The 18,331-nt window shown below is 69.2% G+C and carries 18 protein-coding genes; 7 read left to right on the plus strand and 11 right to left on the minus strand.

What is annotated here, in order from left to right; genetic code table 11:
* Nucleotides 1-135 precede the first annotated feature (135 nt).
* Both H4F98_RS00135 and H4F98_RS00140 read left to right on the plus strand, forming a co-directional pair.
* Nucleotides 136-1,029: a tryptophan 2,3-dioxygenase gene (locus H4F98_RS00135; protein ID WP_182684652.1), complete on the plus strand. Its 894-nt coding sequence runs from the start codon at nucleotides 136-138 to the stop codon at nucleotides 1,027-1,029.
* A 176-nt stretch (nucleotides 1,030-1,205) separates the two neighbouring features.
* On the plus strand, nucleotides 1,206-2,732 hold the full coding sequence (locus tag H4F98_RS00140) for a peptide MFS transporter (RefSeq protein ID WP_182684653.1): 1,527 nt from the start codon (nucleotides 1,206-1,208) through the stop codon (nucleotides 2,730-2,732).
* A 193-nt stretch (nucleotides 2,733-2,925) separates the two neighbouring features.
* Here H4F98_RS00140 and H4F98_RS00145 read toward each other — a convergent pair whose 3' ends face one another.
* A complete protein-coding gene (locus H4F98_RS00145; RefSeq protein ID WP_182684654.1) occupies nucleotides 2,926-3,420 on the minus strand; it encodes a MarR family winged helix-turn-helix transcriptional regulator in 495 nt (164 codons plus the stop codon).
* 214 nt (nucleotides 3,421-3,634) lie between these two features.
* On the opposite strand from H4F98_RS00145, the gene hppD reads away from it, so the two are divergent.
* The 3 genes from hppD (at nucleotide 3,635) to hmgA (ending at nucleotide 6,608) form a co-directional block, all read left to right on the plus strand.
* Complete coding sequence (gene hppD, locus H4F98_RS00150; RefSeq protein ID WP_182684883.1) at nucleotides 3,635-4,696, plus strand: 4-hydroxyphenylpyruvate dioxygenase; 1,062 nt, start codon at nucleotides 3,635-3,637, stop codon at nucleotides 4,694-4,696.
* 128 nt (nucleotides 4,697-4,824) lie between these two features.
* Nucleotides 4,825-5,151, plus strand: coding sequence for an endonuclease domain-containing protein (locus tag H4F98_RS00155; RefSeq protein WP_246372720.1), 327 nt, complete (start codon nucleotides 4,825-4,827; stop codon nucleotides 5,149-5,151).
* A gap of 155 nt (nucleotides 5,152-5,306) precedes the next feature.
* The gene (hmgA, locus tag H4F98_RS00160) at nucleotides 5,307-6,608 is read left to right on the plus strand and encodes a homogentisate 1,2-dioxygenase (protein WP_182684656.1); all 1,302 of its coding nucleotides are present in this window, start codon (nucleotides 5,307-5,309) and stop codon (nucleotides 6,606-6,608) included.
* Between the two features lie 15 nt (nucleotides 6,609-6,623).
* Here the strand turns inward: hmgA and H4F98_RS00165 are convergent, their stop codons facing one another.
* On the minus strand, nucleotides 6,624-7,223 hold the full coding sequence (locus H4F98_RS00165; RefSeq protein ID WP_182684657.1) for a hypothetical protein: 600 nt from the start codon (nucleotides 7,221-7,223) through the stop codon (nucleotides 6,624-6,626).
* A 197-nt stretch (nucleotides 7,224-7,420) separates the two neighbouring features.
* Here H4F98_RS00165 and H4F98_RS00170 point away from each other — a divergent pair, with 197 nt between their 5' ends.
* Nucleotides 7,421-8,104, plus strand: coding sequence for a lectin (locus tag H4F98_RS00170; RefSeq protein ID WP_246372721.1), 684 nt, complete (start codon nucleotides 7,421-7,423; stop codon nucleotides 8,102-8,104).
* Nucleotides 8,105-8,158: 54 nt separating this feature from the next.
* A complete protein-coding gene (locus tag H4F98_RS00175) occupies nucleotides 8,159-9,112 on the plus strand; it encodes a calcium/sodium antiporter (protein WP_182684658.1) in 954 nt (317 codons plus the stop codon).
* Here the strand turns inward: H4F98_RS00175 and H4F98_RS00180 are convergent.
* The 9 genes from H4F98_RS00180 to H4F98_RS00220 form a co-directional block, all read right to left on the minus strand.
* A complete protein-coding gene (locus H4F98_RS00180) occupies nucleotides 9,103-10,089 on the minus strand; it encodes an alpha-L-glutamate ligase-like protein (protein WP_182684659.1) in 987 nt (328 codons plus the stop codon). The genes H4F98_RS00175 and H4F98_RS00180 overlap by 10 nt on opposite strands.
* Nucleotides 10,086-11,615, minus strand: a complete 1,530-nt coding sequence (locus tag H4F98_RS00185; protein ID WP_182684660.1) for an inactive transglutaminase family protein — start codon at nucleotides 11,613-11,615, stop codon at nucleotides 10,086-10,088. The genes H4F98_RS00180 and H4F98_RS00185 overlap by 4 nt, the downstream gene beginning before the upstream one ends.
* The gene (locus H4F98_RS00190; RefSeq protein WP_182684661.1) at nucleotides 11,612-12,178 is read right to left on the minus strand and encodes an ATP-dependent zinc protease family protein; all 567 of its coding nucleotides are present in this window, start codon (nucleotides 12,176-12,178) and stop codon (nucleotides 11,612-11,614) included. Before H4F98_RS00190 ends, H4F98_RS00185 begins: the two co-directional genes overlap by 4 nt.
* Before the next feature lie 151 nt (nucleotides 12,179-12,329).
* On the minus strand, nucleotides 12,330-12,671 hold the full coding sequence (locus H4F98_RS00195) for a Na+/H+ antiporter subunit G (protein WP_182684662.1): 342 nt from the start codon (nucleotides 12,669-12,671) through the stop codon (nucleotides 12,330-12,332).
* A complete protein-coding gene (locus H4F98_RS00200) occupies nucleotides 12,668-12,904 on the minus strand; it encodes a K+/H+ antiporter subunit F (RefSeq protein WP_246372730.1) in 237 nt (78 codons plus the stop codon). Before H4F98_RS00200 ends, H4F98_RS00195 begins: the two co-directional genes overlap by 4 nt.
* Nucleotides 12,905-13,011: 107 nt before the next feature.
* Nucleotides 13,012-13,497 carry a Na+/H+ antiporter subunit E gene (locus H4F98_RS00205; RefSeq protein ID WP_182684664.1) on the minus strand — a complete coding sequence of 162 codons (486 nt, stop codon included), beginning with the start codon at nucleotides 13,495-13,497 and terminating at the stop codon, nucleotides 13,012-13,014.
* A complete protein-coding gene (locus H4F98_RS00210; protein ID WP_343064696.1) occupies nucleotides 13,494-15,053 on the minus strand; it encodes a monovalent cation/H+ antiporter subunit D in 1,560 nt (519 codons plus the stop codon). Before H4F98_RS00210 ends, H4F98_RS00205 begins: the two co-directional genes overlap by 4 nt.
* Nucleotides 15,050-15,397 carry a Na+/H+ antiporter subunit C gene (locus H4F98_RS00215; protein WP_182684665.1) on the minus strand — a complete coding sequence of 116 codons (348 nt, stop codon included), beginning with the start codon at nucleotides 15,395-15,397 and terminating at the stop codon, nucleotides 15,050-15,052. The genes H4F98_RS00210 and H4F98_RS00215 overlap by 4 nt, the downstream gene beginning before the upstream one ends.
* On the minus strand, nucleotides 15,397-18,189 hold the full coding sequence (locus tag H4F98_RS00220) for a monovalent cation/H+ antiporter subunit A (RefSeq protein WP_182684666.1): 2,793 nt from the start codon (nucleotides 18,187-18,189) through the stop codon (nucleotides 15,397-15,399). Before H4F98_RS00220 ends, H4F98_RS00215 begins: the two co-directional genes overlap by 1 nt.
* Nucleotides 18,190-18,331: the final 142 nt, after the last annotated feature.

The following is an 18,331-nucleotide window of genomic DNA, read 5'->3' on the forward strand; positions in this document are numbered from 1 at the left end:
CCGGTTCCGTATGGCGCTGGCCGGACAGATTGACTGCCGGAAGTTACAGGAGCGTGAAGACGGCGGATGGCGATGCCAGGCTGCTGTCCGCGGGCCGCCTTGCGGTACCCTTGCGCGCCTGGGCAGGGAATCGAAATGACCGTCAAGAAGAACGAACGCGAGCTGGAATCCGGTATCCACACCGATCTGTCGGGCCGGATGAGCTATGGCGGCTACCTGCATCTGGACCGGCTGCTGTCGGCGCAGGCGCCCCTGTCCGATCCGGCGCACCATGACGAGTTGCTGTTCATCATCCAGCACCAGACCTCGGAACTGTGGATGAAACTCATGATCCACGAGCTCAAGGCCGCGCTCGGGCACCTGCAGCGCGACGAGGTCTGGCAGTGCCGCAAGATCTTCGCGCGCTGCAAGCAGGTGCTGCGGCAGCTGACCGAGCAGTGGTCGGTGCTGGAGACGTTGACGCCTTCGGAGTACATGGGCTTCCGCGATACCCTCGGGCCGTCGTCGGGGTTCCAGTCGCTGCAGTACCGCACCATCGAGTTCCTGCTGGGCAACAAGAACGAGTCCATGCTCAAGGTCTTCGCCTACGATCCGGCGCTGCAGGCCGGACTGGCCGAAGTGCTGGACGCGCCCAGCCTGTACGACGAGTTCCTGCGCTACCTGTCCCGCTTCGGCCATGCGGTGCCGGCGCGGCACCTGGAGCGCGACTGGCGCCATACCCACGTCCACGATCCCGCCCTGGTCGAGGTGTTCGAGCGCATCTACGAGGACACCGACCGCTTCTGGCGCGAATACTCGCTGTGCGAAGACATGGTCGACCTGGAGAGCCAGTTCCAGTTGTGGCGGTTCCGGCACATGCGCACGGTCATGCGGATCATCGGCTTCAAGCGCGGCACTGGCGGCTCCAGCGGCGTGGGCTTCCTCAAGCAGGCGCTCGAACTGACCTTCTTCCCGGAACTGTTCGACGTGCGCACCTCGATCGGTCCCGCCAGTGGTTACGGCGCTGCGCCGTCCCACGCCGGGGACTGAGGGCGCAGGCCGAGCGCCGGGGCCGCGCCCCGTTCATCTTTTCGCACGCCGGCATGCTGCGACGCAGCAATACGCCGTCGGTTTGACGTGGGGGGCCCGCGTCGGTAATTCTCGCCCGTCCCGTGCGTTCGGCACGGGCAGCACTTTCCGATAGCCAGCACGACGGGGGAGACCGCATGAGCGGAGCCGCATCGCAAACGCCGGGGCATGACGCCGCCATTCCGGAATTCAAACAGGTCCTGGGCCATCCCAAGCCACTCTGGATGCTGTTCATGTCCGAGTTCTGGGAGCGCTTCGCCTTCTACGGCATGCGTTGGGCGCTCACGCTCTACATCGTCGCCCAGTTCTTCGGCGGCGACGCCAGCGGCGAAGCCTACGCCGGACGCACCTACGGCGCCTTCCTCGCGCTGGTCTACGCCACGGCGATCTTCGGCGGCTACGTCGCCGACCGGGTGATCGGCTACCAGCGTTCGATCCTCGTCGGCGCGGTGGTCATGGCCGCGGGCCTGTTCATGATCACCATTCCCAACCAGCAGATCTTCCTGCTCGGCCTGGCGGTGGCGATCGTCGGCAACGGCCTGTTCAAGCCGAACATCTCCTCGATGATCGGCAAGCTCTATGCCCCGGACGATTCGCGGCGCGACCGCGGCTTCACCCTGTTCTACATGGGCATCAACGCCGGTGCGCTGGTCGCGCCGATCCTGACCGGCTGGCTCGCCAGCCAGGTCTTCGGCACCCCGATGGAGCAGAACTACCGCGTGGTGTTCATCGCCACCGGCATCGGCATGCTGATCAGCCTGGTGTGGTTCTACTTCGGACGCAGCCAGCTCAAGGGCATCGGTGCGCCGCCGGCGGACCGCAACCCGGGCAAGGCGATGACCGCGGTGATCATCGGCGTGCTGGTCTCGATCCCGATCGTCTACTTCCTGATGGCGAAGGTCGGCGGCGTCGGCCTGGCGTGGCTGCTCGGCGCGCTGTTCGTGGGCCTGTGCGTGATGCTGGTCGGCGCGGGCATGAAGACCGACAAGGTCGGCCTGCACCGCGTGCTGGCCATGCTCATCCTGTTCGTGTTCAACGTCCTGTTCTGGATGTTCTTCGAACAGGCCGGCAGCTCGTTCAACTTCCTGGCCCAGAACCTGGTCGACCGCGATCTGTTCGGCCCCGGCGGGTTCGTCTTCCCCACGGGCTGGTTCCAGTCGGTCAACCCGGTGGCGATCGTGATCTTCGCGCCGATCATCACCGCGATCTGGGCCTTCACCAGCAAGAAGGGCTTCGAGCCCTCGATCCCGCGCAAGTTCGGCCTGGGCCTGATCGGCAACGCCCTGGGCTTCGCGGTGCTGATGTACGCGCTGACCAACCTGGTCGACGTGGAGGCCAACACCATCCCGTTCTGGCCGCTGGTGCTGTGCTACGTCCTGCAGACCCTGGGCGAGCTGTGCCTGTCGCCGATCGGCCTGTCGATGGTGACCAAGCTGGCCCCGCTGCGCATGGTCGGCTTCGCGATGGGCGGCTGGTTCCTCAGCGTCGCGATCGGCAACAACCTGTCGGGCCTGCTGGCCGGCGAGATGTCCGGCGAGGAGGGCCTGACCGTGGCCTCCGCGCTGCAGGGCTTCAGCTTCAGCTTCTGGCTGCTGCTGGGCGCGGGCATCCTGCTGTTCCTGATCGCGCCCCTGGTCAACCGGCTGATGCACGGCGTCAAGTGACGCTCCGGCCCGTGCCCGCACAGCGGGCACGGCTTTGCCGGATCGTCATCCCCGCGGAAGCGGGGATCCAGTCAAGGACTTCCGTGCCCGCGAAGCGGGCATGGGCTTGGCTTCATTGAAACGAAAACGGCGGCCTTGGGCCGCCGTTTTCGTTCGCGGGCGTGGGCCCGGCGGGACGCGACCGGCGCCCGTCTCAGCCGCCGGCGGCCTCGGCCTCGGCCTGCAGCTCCAGCTCGTCGAGCCGGTCGAGCAGGCCGAACAGCAGCTCGCGCTCGGCGGCGTCGATGCCGCCCAGCAAGCGACGCTCGAAGTCCAGCGCCAACGGTGCGACCTCGTCGTAGATCCGGTAGCCGTCCTCACTCAGGCGCAGCACCGAGCGGCGGCGGTCGTCGTCATGCATCTCGCGCACCAGGCGGCCCGACTCGACCAGGCGCGAGACCGCGCGGCTGACCGCGACCTTGTCCATCGCCGTGCGCTGGGCGACCTCGTTGGCCGACAGGTCCCGGTAGCGACCGAGCACGGCCATGACACGCCACTCGGTGATGCTCAGCGCGAAGCGGTCCGAATACACCTGCGCGATGGCGCTGCTGACCCGGTTCGACAGCACCGAGAGGCGGTAGGGCAGGAACTGTTCCAGGTCGAGCTGGGCATGCCCGTGCGGGGCGTGTGGGGGCCGCGTCGTGTTCATGTTCGGGACTATCGCACCTTGCGCATGGTTTCATTTGTAACTATAAAGGAAGGGCAGGTCCGGCCCGCCGCGCCCCCGATCATCCGGGGGCGGCCCCGAGCATACAACCCGTCCATTCGTGCCGGGCCCCCGCGGGGCGCGCGGCACTTCGGCCGCCACTTTTTTCGTCTTCAGCAGTCAGGAGTTCGCCATGAGCGCCCAGCCCAACCTCGGCATGGAAGTCACCACCTTCGAGAACCCGATGGGGATCAACGGGTTCGAATTCGTCGAATTCGCCGCGCCGGCGGGCGAGGGCGCCCGCATGCGCGCCTACCTCGAGAACCTGGGCTTCACCGCGGTCGCCCGGCACAAGGCGCGTGACATCACGCTGTTCCGCCAGGGCACGATCAACTTCCTGCTCAACGAGTCGACCGGTTCCTTCGCCTCGGACTTCGCCGGCAAGCATGGCCCCTCCGCCTGCGGCTTCGCGATCCGTTTTCGCAAGCCGACCGCCGAAGTGCTCGAGCACGTGCTGGCCAACGGTGGCGAGAAGATCGACTTCAAGCCCGAGAGCGGCGCGGTCGACGCGCTCGCCATCAAGGGCATCGGCGACTGCATGCTGTACCTCGTCGACGACGCCCAGGGCGACCTGTACGCGGACTACGAGCCGCTGCCCGGCGTGGACCAGCACCCGGCCGGCTTCGGGCTCACTTTCATCGACCACCTGACCCACAACCTGTTCCTGGGCAACATGCAGAAGTGGTCGGACTACTACGAGAAGCTGTTCAACTTCCGCGAGATCCGCTACTTCGACATCAAGGGCGCCAAGACCGGCCTGCTGTCGAAGGCGATGACCGCGCCGGACGGCATCGTGCGCATCCCGCTCAACGAGTCCAGCGACGAGAAGAGCCAGATCAACGAATACCTGCGCGACTACAAGGGCGAGGGCATCCAGCACATCGCCCTGTTCACCGACGACATCTACGCCTCGGTCGAGAAGATGCGCGAGCGCGGCATCGAGTTCCTCGACACGCCCGACACCTACTTCGACGTGATCGAGCAGCGTGTGCCGGGGCATGGCGAGGACGTGCCGCGACTGGCGCGCAACAAGATCCTGATCGACGCCGATCCCGAGACCAAGCAACGCAAGCTGCTGCAGATCTTCACCCAGAACGCGTTCGGCCCGATCTTCTTCGAGATCATCCAGCGCAAGGGCAACGAAGGCTTCGGCGAAGGCAACTTCCAGGCCCTGTTCGAGAGCATCGAGCGCGACCAGATGAAGCGCGGCGTGCTTTGATGCCGTGACGTTCCTGGCCCCTCTCCCCACGGGAGAGGGGTTGGGGTGAGGGGTGGAGCATGGAAGGACGTCGGCGGGCAAGGCTGCCCACGAACACTTTGGAAACGGCGCGATCGTTGCGAAGGGACATGACGGACGCGGAGCGAGGGCTCTGGCGGCTGATCCGGTCCGGGCAGCTGGGCGGTGCGAAGTTCCGGCGGCAGCATCCGATTCCACCGTACGTCGTGGATTTTTGCTGCCTGGATGCGAAACTCGTCATCGAGCTCGATGGGTCGCAGCACACGCAACAGTCCGATGCCGCCCGCACGCGTTTCCTGGAGCGACAAGGTTACCGAGTGCTGCGCTTCTGGAACAACGAGGTCCTGTGTCAGCCCGACAGCGTGATCGCGGCGATCTTCGACGCGGTCGGCTGCCGGCCCCTCACCCCTTCCCCTCTCCCGGCGGGAGAGGGGTGATACGAGCGAGATGTCCGCATGCTGATTTCCTGGAACAACGCGATCCCGTGTCGGCCCGAACGCGCGGTCGCGGCGATCTCCGACGCGGTCGGCTGCCGGCCCATTGCCCCGTTCCCTTTCCCGGCCGGAGAGGGGTCACAAGAGCGAGACTTCCGATGAGTGTTGCAAGCAACGGTTACCAGTCCGGCTTTGGCAACGAGTTCGCCACCGAAGCCCTGCCCGGCACCCTGCCGGTCGGCCGCAACTCGCCGCAGCGGGTCGCGCATGGGCTGTATGCGGAGCAGTTGTCCGGTACCGCGTTCACCGCGCCCCGCAGCGAGAACCGCCGCAGCTGGCTCTATCGCATCCGTCCGGCGGCGATGCACGGGCGTTTCGAGCCGATCCAGCAGCCACGACTGCACAGCGCGTTCGGCGACGGACCGGTGACGCCGGACCAACTGCGCTGGAACCCGATGCCGATGCCCGGAGCGGCCACGGATTTCGTCGACGGCCTGTTCACCATGGCCGGCAACGGCTCGCCCGCGGGGCAGCACGGGATCGGCGTGCACGTCTATGCCGCCAACCGCGACATGGAGGGCCGCTACTTCTACGATGCCGACGGCGAGCTGCTGATCCTGCCGCAGGAAGGCCGCCTGCACATCGCCACCGAGATGGGCGTGCTCGAGGTGGAGCCGCAGGAGATCGCGGTGATCCCGCGCGGCGTGCGCTTCAGCGTGGCGCTGCCCGATGGCCAGGCCCGTGGCTACGTCTGCGAGAACTTCGGCGCATTGCTCAAGCTGCCCGACCTGGGCCCGATCGGCAGCAACGGCCTGGCCAATCCGCGCGACTTCCTCGCGCCGAACGCCGCCTATGAGGACCGCGAGGGCGACTTCGAGCTCGTCGCCAAGTTCCAGGGCCACCTGTGGCGCGCCGACATCGGCCACTCGCCGCTGGACGTCGTCGCCTGGCACGGCAACTACGCGCCGTACAAATACGACCTGCGTCGCTTCAACACGATCGGTTCGATCAGCTACGACCACCCCGACCCGAGCATCTTCCTGGTGCTGCATTCGCCCAGCGATACCCCGGGGACGAGCAACCTGGACTTCGTGATCTTCCCGCCGCGCTGGCTGGTGGCCCAGGACACGTTCCGGCCGCCGTGGTTCCACCGCAACATCGCCAGTGAGTTCATGGGCCTCATCCACGGTGTCTACGACGCCAAGGCCGACGGTTTCTCGCCCGGCGGCGCGTCGCTGCACAACTCGATGACCGGGCACGGACCGGACGCGGCGACGTTCGAGAAGGCCAGCGCCGCGGATCTGTCCAGGCCCGACGTGATCGAGGGCACCATGGCCTTCATGTTCGAGTCGCGGGCGGTGATCCGTCCCACAGGCCAGGCATTGGAGGCCCCGCACCGGCAACGCGATTACCAGGCCTGCTGGGCGGGCCTGCGCAAGCACTTCGCCCCACCGGCCTGACCCGGCACCGGGCCTTCAGCCCTCCGCGGCGATCAACGCGGAGGGCGCACGGGGCAGCTGCGCCAGCTGCGCCTCGGGGGTGATCTCCCGCAGGCGTTCGAGCACGCGCAGGGTGTAGGACGGCTTGCAGCTGGCGGCGATGCAGTCGAGCGAATCCGCGATCGACGCCATGATCGCGTCGGGTTCCCGGCAGGTCTGCAACAGCGCGGCCTGCGCGACCGCTTCGGGGTTGCGCTGCAACTGCAGCAGGCCGATCACGTACATCTTGGCCGCGACCACCGAGCGCCGCCGCGCCGGGGCCGGGTCCGTCCCGGGGGCAGGCGGCCGGTCTGCACCGCGGGGCGGCGGCGCGGCGGGGACCGGACCCGCCCTGCGCTCGCCGCGAAGCGCCATCAGCGCCTGGCCCAGTGCGCCCCGCGGCACCGCAACCCCACTGAGATAATCCTCCGCCAGCAGGCGGCGCACGGCGACGGCGGCCTCGACGCCGAGCAGGCCCCGGACCTCGTCCAGGGTCCGGGTGCCGTTGCAGATGATCAGGACCCGGCGCTCGAAGGCGCTGAGCGCATCGGAGCGGTCGGCGAGCGCGGCGTGCGCCCTCGGCGTCTTGTTGAGCATCAAAGCGGTGGTCCCCCTGTTGGCGCGTCCGGACCTTACGCATCCGCGGTGAAATCGCGATGACAGGTCCTTGCGGTGGGCGCCGCGCGGCGGCTCCACGCGGGCTGCACAAGCGCTCGGGGTAGGCTGTCGGTCGATATCCGCCCCCGACCGCCTGCCGGCGTCCGCGAGCGGCCCCGCGATCCACGAGGTATCCGATGAAGTCCTGGCCCACGATCGTTCTTCCCGCCCTGGCCGCGCTCGCGCTGGCTTCCTGCAATGCACCCGACGACACGGACGCCCCGGGCACCGCGGAGGATGCGACCAACGTCGCCCCGGCCGGCGCGTCGCCGGATGCGACGCCGCCCTCGCTCGACGACCAGCCGACCGAGGATGTCCCGCCCGCCACCGCCTCGGCGCTGCTGCCGCCGCCGCCGCGGGAGGGGGGCATGGCGCGACTCGATGGCTACGGACCCCTGCGCGTGGGCATGACGGCCGCCGAGGTCGAGGCGGCCTGGGACCAGGATGCGCCGCTGGGCGGGGGCGGCGCGCCCACCGGGGGCAGCTGCTACTACCTGTTCCCGGGCACCGACGCGGCCTCCGCGCCGGTGGCCTTCATGATCGAGAACGACACGTTCGTCCGCTACGACGCGCGCAGCGACGCCCTGGAAGCACCGGGAGGCGGCCACATCGGCGACAGTGCCGATGACATCCGCCAGCGCCACGCCGGCATGGTCGAGTCGCGCCCGCACAAGTACGTCGAAGGCGGCGAGTACCTGCGCGTCACCGGCGTGTCGGGGCAGTCGGGCGTCCTCGTGTTCGTGGTCGACGCCGCGGGCCGCGTGACCGGTTGGCACGTCGGCCAGGCGCCGCAGGTCGACTACGTCGAAGGCTGCTCCTGATCCGGGGAGGTATCCTCGTGCCGGATCGTCCGATCGCCTGACTGGGAGCAGCGCATGACCACCGCCATCGTGATGTTCGTCCTGGGCCTGGCCCTGCTTGCGCTCGGCGGCGACTCGATCGTCAAGGGCGCCTCCGGCCTCGCCCAGCGCCTGGGCCTGTCCCCGTTCGTGGCCGGCCTGCTGCTGGTCGCCTTCGGTACCTCGCTGCCCGAGCTCGCGGTCAACCTGCAGGCCGTGCTGGCCGGCGAACAGGCACTGGCGCTGGGCAATGCGATCGGCAGCAATGTCGTCAACTTCGGCCTCACGCTGGGGGCGGCGGCGCTCGCGGCGCCGCTGCTGGTGCGCTGGCGCGCGCTGTCGCCGCTGCTGTTGCTCCTGCTGCTGGGCACCCTGCTGGTGATCGCCTTCAGCCTGGACGGCACCCTGGGCCGCGTGGAGGGCGCCGGCATGCTGGTTGCCTTCGTCGCGGTGGTCGCCTTCGCACTCGCGCGCACGCGGCAGGAGGCTGTCGAGGTACAGGACGCCATCGCCGCCTACGCGCGCACGCAGACCGTGCTGGGCCTGAACCTGGTCCGTTTCGCGATCGCCGCGGCGCTGCTCTACTTCGGCGCGCGGCTGGTCGTGCAGAACGCTGCGCCCATCGGCGCGGCGATGGGCATGACGCCCCTGTTGACCGGCCTGTTGCCGGTGGCGATCGCGACCGCATTGCCGGAAATGGCCGCGGCGATCGCCGCGGCGCGGCGCGGGCAGGGCGACATGGTGGCCGGCCACGTGATCGGTTCCAGCCTGTTCAACCTGCTGGTGGTGCTGGGGGCGATGGCGGCCTGGCAGCCGGTGCCGATGGCGGCCTCGTTCGTCCACTTCGAGTTGCCGGCGGCCCTGCTGTTCGCCCTGATGCTGGTGCCGATGCTTCGCGGCGACCTGCGCATCAGCCGGGCCGAGGGCGGCATCCTGCTGCTGGGACTGCTGGGCTGGGTCGCGATGGAACTGGTGGCGCTCTACGCCTGATCGGCGCCCGGGTCGGGGGCCGACGGCATCGGCTGGGCGAATGCGTTGCGCACGTAGGCGGCGCGTTCGCTGGCGCCCAGGGACGTGTCGGCGTCGCGATCGACGATCTCCAGGCGCTCGCGCAGGCCACGCCGGTTGGCGACCTGGATCGCCAGGCCCGGGCGTGCGTTGAGTTCCAGGATCAGCGGGCCGCGATCGCGGTCGATGACGATGTCGACGCCCAGGTAGCCCAGTCCGGTCAGCTCGAAACCACCGGCCGACAGCTCCAGGATGCGGTCCCAGCCGGAGATGGCGACGCCTTCCAGCGGTTCCATCGAATCGGGGTGGCGGTCGACCGGCTGTCCATGCCAGACGCCGTGCGTGGTGCGGCCGCTGGCGATGTCGATGCCGGTGCCCACCGCGCCCTGGTGCAGGTTGGCCTTGCCGCCCGAATTGCGGGTGGGCAGGCGCAGCATCGCCAGCACCGGGAAGCCGCGATGGACGATGACGCGGACATCGGGCACGCCCAGGTGCGAGATCGTGTTGAACACGGCGTCGGGCTTGACCCGGTACTCGATCATCGCGCGGTCCGGGCGACCGCCGAAGCTGTACATGCCCGAGAGGATGTTGCCCAGGTGGTAGACGATGTCCTCGCGCATCATGCGCGTGCCGTTGATCTTCAGGTAGCCGTCGCCGAGGCGCCCGGACACCACGACGATGCCGTCGCCGCCGGCGCCGCAGGCGGGCTTGATCACGAAGTCCTCGCGGCCTTCGAGCAGGCGCTCGAAGCCGCGTGCGTCGTGGTAGCTGGAGACCACGCCATAGAGCTCGGGCACGGCCAGCCCCGCATCCAGCGCCAACTGCTTGGTCAGCAGCTTGTCGTCGACCCGCGGGTACAGGCGGCGCGGGTTGCGCCGGGCGATGTAGAGCGCGTTGCGCGCGTTCATGCTCAGCACGCCGGCGCGACGCAGTTCGCTGGGCAGCGCGAACCACCTCATCGCGGCTTGCCTGCCGCCAGCGCGCGGAAGCGCAGCAGTTCGCTGAGCCGGTAGCCGGTGTAGCGCCCCATCATCAGGGTGATGGCGAGCACCAGCAGCAGCACTTCCGGGAACACGAACACGAAGTACTCCACGCGCTCGTTGTACATCGCCAGGTAGCAGGCGATCGCGACCACCAGGCTGCCGACCGCCTGGGTGATCGCATCGGCCGGGCCATGCTCTTCCCAGACGATGGAGATGCGCTCGATGGTCATCGCCATGATCACCATCGGGAACAGCGCGACCGACAGGCCGATGTCGAACTCGAGCCGGTAGGAGAGCATGCTGACGAACAGCATCAGCAGGATCACCACGATCACCACCACCGCCAGCCGCGGCACCAGCAGCAGTTTGAGGTGTTCCAGGTAGAAGCGGACCGCCAGGCCCATCGTCACGATCACCGAGAACAGCAGCACGCCGGAGGCCAGGTCGGTCTCGCGGAACGCCAGCGAGATCAGGACCGGCATGAAGGTGCCGAACGTGCGCACGCCGATGACGTTGCGCAGGATGACGATCAGGAGGATGCCGATCGGCACCAGCAACAGCGACGCGTACACGTTCTGCACGTGCACCGGCAGGGTCGACAGCGAGTAGCTCATGATGGGCGAATCGATCAGTTCGCCCTTGCGGCCGACCATGTCCAGTGCCGGCTCGAGCTTGCGGCTGGTGGAGAACTGCAGCTCGGCATGGCGGGCATTCTCGACCGAGAACAGCGGCGCGTCGCCATGCCACCACACCAGCAGGTCGGGCGGATAGCCGTGCGAGGCGTCGGCCGGGTTGATCGGGATCCAGCGCTCGCCGTTGTTGACCTCCAGCCAGGGCTCGGGCACCGGATCGCGCGTGCCCTCGGACAGGCGCAGGCCCCAGACCATGCGCGCCGGGATGTGCGCGCCGGCGAGGATGTGGATCGCCGCGCGCGTCATGGCCTCGCGCGAGGCCGGCTGCGGGAGCAGCAACTGCACGTTCTCGTCGGGCGAGGGGTTGCCGAGCATCTTGACCAGCAGCGAGGAGAAGGTGGCGATGTCGGCGGACTTGCTGCGTACCTCGTCGAGGATCGCCTGCACCGCCTCGCCTTCCAGGCCATCGTATTCCGGCGTTTCCTCGAGCGCGGGGACGGCCTCGGGCTCGGTCTCGCGCGAGTGGCGCGCCACCGTGGCGCGGTAGTACAGCGCCTGCTGCCCGGACGCGCGGCGGATGCTCCACAGCGCCAGGCGGTTGTCGCCGCGGGTTTCGGTCTGCACGCCGTAGCCGCGCGAGACGAAGTTCTCGTCCAGGACGATGAAGCCTTCCGGCTCGGCCGGGATCGCCAGTTCGGCCTTGATCGCGCTGTTCTCGGGCTCGAAGCCCAGCCGCGCCTCGATGACCCAGCTCTCGACCTGGTCGGAGGGGCTCAGCGGGTAGCCGAGCACGCGCGCCTTGTAGCCGATCAGGCCGATCGCGGTGATGGCCAGCAGTGCGGCGAGGATCCTCAGGTGCCAGCGTTTCATGCGCGCGCCGCCGTCCTGGCGTCACGGCCGTCGGCTTCGGGGTCGCGCGCGCCCTGGCGGTTGCAGGCGGGGCGCTGGATGAAGGTGTCGCCCGGATCGACCAGGATCACCCCTTCCATGTAGTTGCGGCCCACCAGCACCGGGTAGACGAACGAACTGCGGTCGACCAGGGTGAACTCTTCCTTGCGGTTGACGTGGCCGACGCACATGCGCATCTCGACCACCGGGCGACGCTGGGTCGAGCCGTCGTGGCGGCGGATGCGCACGTGGCGGACCAGGCGCGCCTCGAAGGTCTCCTCGACGTCGTGGTCCTCGTCGCGGACCACGAAGCGCACGTAGCGCTTGCCGTCCTTCTTGAATTCCTCGATGTCCTCGGCGGTGAGCGAGGACGTCGTCGCGCCGGTGTCCAGCTTGGCCTTCAGGCGAAGCGGTCCGCGGCCGACGTCGACCCATTCGATCCAGCCAAGGATGTCCTTGCGGGTCACGGTGTCTTCGGCCGCGGCCGTGGGCGATGTCGCCAGCAGGCAGGCGGCGCAGAGGCTCAACAGGGCTCGGTGGATCATCGGCACTCCGTGCGGGATGGGTATGGCGGATCGAACAGGCAATGCTACTGCGCCGAGGGCAGGGTTTCGGCCCGGCACGGGGTGCAATCTACCCGAAATGTGCGCCCGGTCGGTGCCGGGACGGCGAAACTGCGGAGCCGGCCGCTCGCGCTCAGTCTTTCCCGTCGTCGGTCGCCGGCCCCGGCGCGCGCGGGCGCTGGCCGGGGTCGAGCTTGAGCGCCGCCAGCGACATCAGGTGCGCGCTGATCGGCGCGGTGATGAACAGGAACAGGGTGATCAGGACCTCGCGCAGGCCCAGGCCGTCCCCGGCCCAGGCGTGGTAGCCGATGGATCCCAGCAGGATGCAGCCCACGCCCAGGGTGGTCGCCTTGGTCGGCCCGTGCAGGCGCTTGAAGAAGTCCGACAGCTTGACCAGGCCGAAGGAGCCGACGAGCACGAAGCCGCTGCCGACCAGCAGCAGGACCGACAGCAGGATTTCCAGTGCCATGCTCATTCGACGATGTCCCGGCGCAACACGTACTTGCTGAGCATCACCGTGCCGACGAAGCCGAGCATGGCGATGACCAGGGCGGCCTCGAAGTAGACCACGCTGCGCAGCTGCATGCCGAAGAGGATCAGCGCGGCGATGGTGTTCACGTAGAGCGTGTCCAGGGCGAGGATGCGGTCGGGCACGCTGGGCCCGCGCAGCAGCCGGTAGAGGCTGAGCAGCAGCGCGATGCCGACCATGTACAACGACACCGAGACCGCCTTGTCCACCAGCGTGTCGCCGGGCAGCAGGGTGGCCGCCAGCGCCACCGGGGGCGGGCCCGCGAGGGCCGTGGCCGCGTCGAGGATCATGGGAAGATCTCCTTGAGCAGGGTCTCGTAGCGCGCCTTGATCTCGGCCACCTGCGCGCCGGGATCCTTGAGATTGAAGCAGTGCACCAGCAGGTGGCGGCGGTCGCCGGCCAGCTCGGCCGACACCGTGCCCGGGGTCAGGGTGATGATGCTGGCCAGGGCGGTGATGCCGTGGATGTTGGTCAGCTCCAGCGGGACCCAGACGAAGCCCGGCGTCAGCGCGCGTTCCGGACCGAGGATGCGGCGCGCGACCTCGATGTTGGACAGCAGCATGTCCCACAGGACCCGTCGGGTGAGCTGCAGGATCGCGATCGTGCGCCCGAAGTTCGCGCGCTCGGGCTCCAGCATGCCCGCCAGCCAGGGCAGCAGCAGGCCGAGGATGGCACCGATGGCGATCTGCCCGGGCGAGAAGTCCGCCACCAGCAGCAGCCACAGCACCAGCACCGCGACGCTCAGCGGGATGGAGGGCAGCAGGCGCTTCATGGCGACGGCTCCCGCAGCAGCGGACGCGTCGCGTGCGCCGCCTCCACGTAGTCCGCGGGCGCCTGCAGCTGGCGCGCGGCGGCTTCGGCGTAGGCCAGCACCGGTGCGGCCCATGCCGTCATGGCGATGCCGTAGGCCAGCAGCAGCACGGCGGCAGCGACATGGGCGCGGCCCGGGGGCGCCGGCACGGGCGTCGTGTCGGGCCAGGGCTGGGCGCGCCAGAAGACCTGGCTGGCGGTCCGCGCCAGTGCGACGACCGTCAGCAGGCCGGTCAGCAGGATCACCGTCCAGACCCAGGCCATCGACGTGGCGGGCACGGCGTCGAGCAGCAGGGTCTTGCCGATGAAGCCCGACAGCGGCGGCATGCCGGAGACCGACACCGCCGCGGTGGCGAACAGCAGGCCGAGCAGGGCGTTGTGGCGCAGCGGCCCGTTGCGGTCCAGGGTGTCGCCGGCGCCGCCGCGCTGGCGCCGGACAAGGTCGGCGATGAGGAACAGGGCGGCGGCGACGAAGGTGCTGTGGACCAGGTAGTAGAGCCCGGCGGCGAGGGTGTCCGTGGTGCCCAGCGAGAAGGCGATGAACAGCGTCGCCGCCGAGGCGATCACCAGGAACGCGACCAGCATCCGCAGCGAGGAGCTGGCCAGCACGCCGAGGGTCGCCAGCACCAGGGTGACGGCGCCGGCCGGGAGCAGCCAGGCCCAGGCCCAGTCGGCCAACATGGCCGCCGGCGTGCCCTCGGCGAGGCCGCCGAAGACCAGCGTGTACACCCGCAGCACCGCGTAGATGCCGACCTTGGTCATCACCGCGAACAGCGCGGCCACCGCGGCCGGCGCCCGTGCGTAGGCATTGGGCAGCCACAGGTACAGCGGCGCCAGCGCGGCCTTGGCGCAGAACACGACCAGCAGGATCCCGGACGCGGCGCGGATGAGCGACAGGTTGGCCGGATCGGCCTGGGCCGCGCGCTGGGCCATCTCGGCCATGTTGAGCGTGCCCAGCAGGCCGTAGAGCAGGCCCAGGGCGATCAGGAACAGCGTCGAGGCGGTGATGTTGAACACCACGTAGTGCAGTCCCGCCCGCATGCGCGGCCCGCGCCCGCCGCTGAGCAGCAGGCCGTAGGAGGCGATCAGCATTACCTCGAAGAACACGAACAGGTTGAACAGGTCGCCGGTGAGGAACGCGCCGTTGAGGCCCGCGAGCTGCAGTTGGAACAGCGCGTGGAAGTGGATCGCGCGACGGTCCCAGCCGCCGCAGGCGTGGAGCAGGCAGGCCGCGCCCAGCAGCGTGGTCGTGAGCACCATCAGGGCGTTGAGCCGGTCGACCATCAGGGCGATGCCAAGGCGCGCCGGCCAGTCGCCGAGCAGGTAGGCGGTGATGCGGCCCTCGTCGGCCACCGCGACCAGTGCGATCGAGATCGCCAGCAGGCAGGCCAGGCCCACCGCCGACAGCGCGCGCTGCACGACGATGCCGCGTCGCTCGGACAGCAGCATGACCGCCGCGAACAGCAGCGGCACCAGGATGGGCAGGACGGGCAGGTGGACGTGCAGGGCGTCGATCACGGCATGCCCTCGTCGCCGGCGTCGACGTGGTCGCTGCCGTTGTCGGCGCGGCTGCGCATCGCGATCACGATGGTCACCGCGGTCATCGCGAAGGCGATGACGATGGCGGTCAGCACCAGCGCCTGCGGCAGCGGGTCGGTGTAGTGCGCCAGGGTCGGGGCGACGCCGTCGCGCAGGACCGGCGGCTTGCCCACCACCAGCCGGCCGGCCGAGAAGATCAGCAGGTTGGTCGCGTACGACAGCAGGGTCAGGCCGAGGATCACGTCGAAGCTGCGCGCGCGCAGCATCAGGTAGACGCCTCCGGCGGTGAGCAGGCCGATCATGCTGGCCAGGGCGAACTCCATCAGCGAGCCTCCTGCGGGGTCCGGAGTGGGGTCGCGGGCGCCTTGGGCGGCCGGATGGTGCCCATCATCGACAGGATCAGCATCGCGCCGCCGAACACGACCAGGTAGACGCCGGTATCGAAGGCCATGGCACTGGCCAGCGGCATGGGGCCGAGCAGCGGCAGCTGGGGTTCGACGTGGCCGCTGGTGAGGAACGGATAGCCGAGCACCATCGAGGCCAGCCCGCTGAGCGCGGCGACCAGCAGGCCGGCGCCGATGCAGGCCACGTAATTGAAGCCCAGGCGCGATTCGACGTACTGCGAGCCCAGCAGCACGTACTGCAGCAGCAGCGGTACCGCGAGCACCAGTCCGGCGATGAAGCCGCCGCCGGGCGCGTTGTGGCCGCGCAGGAACATGTAGGCCGACACCGCCAGCGCCAGCGGGAACAGCAGGTGGCTGAGGTTGGACGGCATCGGCAAAGCGCCGGGCAGGCCCGGCATGACGCGGTCGGGGGCGATGCGCGCGCGCCGCAGCAGCGCATGCACCACCAGTCCGGCGATCCCGAACACGGTGATCTCGCCGAAGGTATCGAAGCCGCGGAAGTCCACCAGGATCACGTTGACCACGTTGCGGCCGTAGCCCTCGGGGAGCGAGCGGGCGAGAAGCTCGGTGGAGATGGTGTCCAAGGGGCGCGTCATCACCGCATAGGCGAGGCCGCCGATGCCGATGCCCACGACCAGGGCGATCGCGACGTCGCGCCAGCGGCGGGCCGGGTGGTTGCTGCGCTCGGACGCCTGCGGCAGGTAGTTCAGCGCCAGCAGCATCAACGCGATGGTCACCATCTCGACCAGCAACTGGGTCAACGCGAGGTCCGGTGCGGAAAACAGCACGAACACCAGGCTGACGGCGAGGCCGACCGCGCCCACCACCAGCAGGGCGACCAGGCGCTGGCGGTGCAGCACGACGGTGGCCACCGTCGCCGCCATCAGGATCGTCCACAGCACCCAGCCGGTGGGCGGCATGGGCTGGCTGCGGCCCACGCCCTCGGCCAGGGCCTGCCAGGTCGCCGGTCCGGCGAGCGCGACCACCGCCACGAGCACCCACCACAGCGAGCGTTGCAGGCTGCCCTGGGTGATGCGGAACGTCAGCCGGCGGGCGCCCAGCAGCAGGGCGCGCGTATTGACCCGGAACAGGTGGCGACCCATTGCGTGTCGGGCCACCGCGTGCAGGTCGATCAGGCGACGCAGGCCCAGGTAAAGCAGGCCGCCGGCGAGCATGCCGCCGATGCTCATCATCAACGGGTGGTTGAAGCCGTGCCAGATCGCCAGGCTGTACGCCGGCACCGCGTCGCCGAGCACGCCGTGCGCCGCCGTCGCGAGCACCGGGGCCACCGTCCACGCCGGGACGATGCCCACCATCAGGCACAGGATGGCGAGGATGCCGACCGGGATGCGCATGAAGCGCGGCGGCTCGTGGATCTCGCGCTCGACCGACCGCGGGCCGTCTCCGAAGAACGTGTCGTGCACGAAGCGCAGGCTGTAGGCCACGCCGAACGCACCGGCCAGGAAGGCCACCACCGCGACTGCGATGCGCATGGTGGCACCGCCGGTTTCCAGCTCCAGGGCCTGGGCGAAGAACATTTCCTTCGACAGGAAGCCGTTGAGCAGCGGAATGCCGGCCATCGCCAGTGCGGCGACGATCGCCAGCGCGCTGGTGTAGGGCAGGTAGCGGCGCAGGTTGCCCAGGCGCCGCATGTCGCGGGTGCCGGTTTCGTGGTCGATGATGCCGGCCGCCATGAACAGCGAGGCCTTGAAAGTCGCGTGGTTGAGGATGTGGAACAGGCCGGCGACCACCGCGAACGGCGTGGAAAGACCGAACAGCAGGGTGATCAGGCCCAGGTGGGAGATCGTCGAGTACGCCAGCAGGCCCTTGAGGTCGTGCTGGAAGATCGCGTTCCAGGCGCCGATCAGCAGCGTCGCCGCGCCGACCGCGCTGACCACGTAGAAGAACAGGTCGGTGCCCGACAGCACCGGGTACAGGCGTGCCAGCAGGAACACGCCGGCCTTCACCATCGTCGCCGAATGCAGGTAGGCCGAGACCGGGGTCGGCGCGGCCATCGCGTGCGGCAGCCAGAAGTGGAACGGGAACTGCGCGCTCTTGGTGAAGATGCCCAGCAGCACCAGCCCCAGGATCGCCGGGTAGAGCGTACTGGCGCGGATCGCGTCGCCGGCGGCGAGCACCGCGTCGAGCTCGAAGCTGCCCACCACCTGGCCGATCAGGATCACGCCACCGAGCAGCGCCAGCCCGCCGGCGCCGGTGATCGTCAGTGCCATGCGCGCGCCCTCGCGGGCGTCGTTCTTGTGCGACCAGTAGCCGATCAGCAGGAAGGAGGTGATCGAGGTCAGTTCCCAGAACACCGCCAGCAGCAACAGGTTCCCCGCCAGCACCATGCCGAGCATCGAGCCCATGAACAGCAGCAGGTAGCCGAAGAACCGGGGCGCGTCCTCGCGCCGGCCCAGGTAGTAGCGCGCGTACATCACCACCAGCGCGCCGATCGCCAGCACCATCAGGGCGAACATCCAGGCCAGGCCGTCCATGCGCAGCGAGAACGCCAGCCCGATCTGCGGGATCCACGGATGCGTGGCCTGCGGCACGTCGCCGGCAAGGACCCGGGGCGTCAGCGCGGCGAGGATGCCCAGTCCCGCGAGGGGCGCCAGCCCGGCCAGCCATGCGGTGGTCCTGCGCGACGCCGAACGGTAGAGCATCACCCCGAGGGCGGCCACGAAAGGCAGGGCTAGCAGCAGTTGCAGCATCTCGCTCCAGTGTCGGTGCGGCGCGGCACCGGGCCGCGCGTGGGCAGTGGGGGAGGCGGCGGCGGGCGACCCGGTCCGGAGGCCGGCGCGCCCTGCTCGCGACTGGCCATTCTACCCGAAGCCAATGCCGCGACCTCCGCGT

It is taken from the genome of Marilutibacter spongiae, from assembly GCF_014145325.1.
Taxonomy (GTDB): domain Bacteria; phylum Pseudomonadota; class Gammaproteobacteria; order Xanthomonadales; family Xanthomonadaceae; genus Marilutibacter; species Marilutibacter spongiae.

What these genes read in the sequence shown, in the direction of transcription:
- H4F98_RS00205 (WP_182684664.1), bottom strand. Translation starts at nt 13,497, where the DNA reads ATGAAGCGCCTGCTGCCCTCCATCCCGCTGAGCGTCGCGGTGCTGGTG.
- H4F98_RS00190 (WP_182684661.1), bottom strand. Translation starts at nt 12,178, where the DNA reads ATGATCCACCGAGCCCTGTTGAGCCTCTGCGCCGCCTGCCTGCTGGCG.
- hppD (WP_182684883.1), top strand. Translation starts at nt 3,635, where the DNA reads ATGGAAGTCACCACCTTCGAGAACCCGATGGGGATCAACGGGTTCGAA.
- H4F98_RS00170 (WP_246372721.1), top strand. Translation starts at nt 7,421, where the DNA reads ATGAAGTCCTGGCCCACGATCGTTCTTCCCGCCCTGGCCGCGCTCGCG.
- H4F98_RS00155 (WP_246372720.1), top strand. Translation starts at nt 4,825, where the DNA reads ATGACGGACGCGGAGCGAGGGCTCTGGCGGCTGATCCGGTCCGGGCAG.
- H4F98_RS00185 (WP_182684660.1), bottom strand. Translation starts at nt 11,615, where the DNA reads ATGAAACGCTGGCACCTGAGGATCCTCGCCGCACTGCTGGCCATCACC.
- H4F98_RS00180 (WP_182684659.1), bottom strand. Translation starts at nt 10,089, where the DNA reads ATGAGGTGGTTCGCGCTGCCCAGCGAACTGCGTCGCGCCGGCGTGCTG.
- H4F98_RS00220 (WP_182684666.1), bottom strand. Translation starts at nt 18,189, where the DNA reads ATGCTGCAACTGCTGCTAGCCCTGCCTTTCGTGGCCGCCCTCGGGGTG.
- H4F98_RS00135 (WP_182684652.1), top strand. Translation starts at nt 136, where the DNA reads ATGACCGTCAAGAAGAACGAACGCGAGCTGGAATCCGGTATCCACACC.
- H4F98_RS00200 (WP_246372730.1), bottom strand. Translation starts at nt 12,904, where the DNA reads ATGGTCGGCATCGCGCTGCTGCTCAGCCTCTACCGGCTGCTGCGCGGG.
- H4F98_RS00195 (WP_182684662.1), bottom strand. Translation starts at nt 12,671, where the DNA reads ATGAGCATGGCACTGGAAATCCTGCTGTCGGTCCTGCTGCTGGTCGGC.
- H4F98_RS00175 (WP_182684658.1), top strand. Translation starts at nt 8,159, where the DNA reads ATGACCACCGCCATCGTGATGTTCGTCCTGGGCCTGGCCCTGCTTGCG.
- H4F98_RS00165 (WP_182684657.1), bottom strand. Translation starts at nt 7,223, where the DNA reads ATGCTCAACAAGACGCCGAGGGCGCACGCCGCGCTCGCCGACCGCTCC.
- H4F98_RS00140 (WP_182684653.1), top strand. Translation starts at nt 1,206, where the DNA reads ATGAGCGGAGCCGCATCGCAAACGCCGGGGCATGACGCCGCCATTCCG.
- H4F98_RS00145 (WP_182684654.1), bottom strand. Translation starts at nt 3,420, where the DNA reads ATGAACACGACGCGGCCCCCACACGCCCCGCACGGGCATGCCCAGCTC.
- hmgA (WP_182684656.1), top strand. Translation starts at nt 5,307, where the DNA reads ATGAGTGTTGCAAGCAACGGTTACCAGTCCGGCTTTGGCAACGAGTTC.
- H4F98_RS00215 (WP_182684665.1), bottom strand. Translation starts at nt 15,397, where the DNA reads ATGGAGTTCGCCCTGGCCAGCATGATCGGCCTGCTCACCGCCGGAGGC.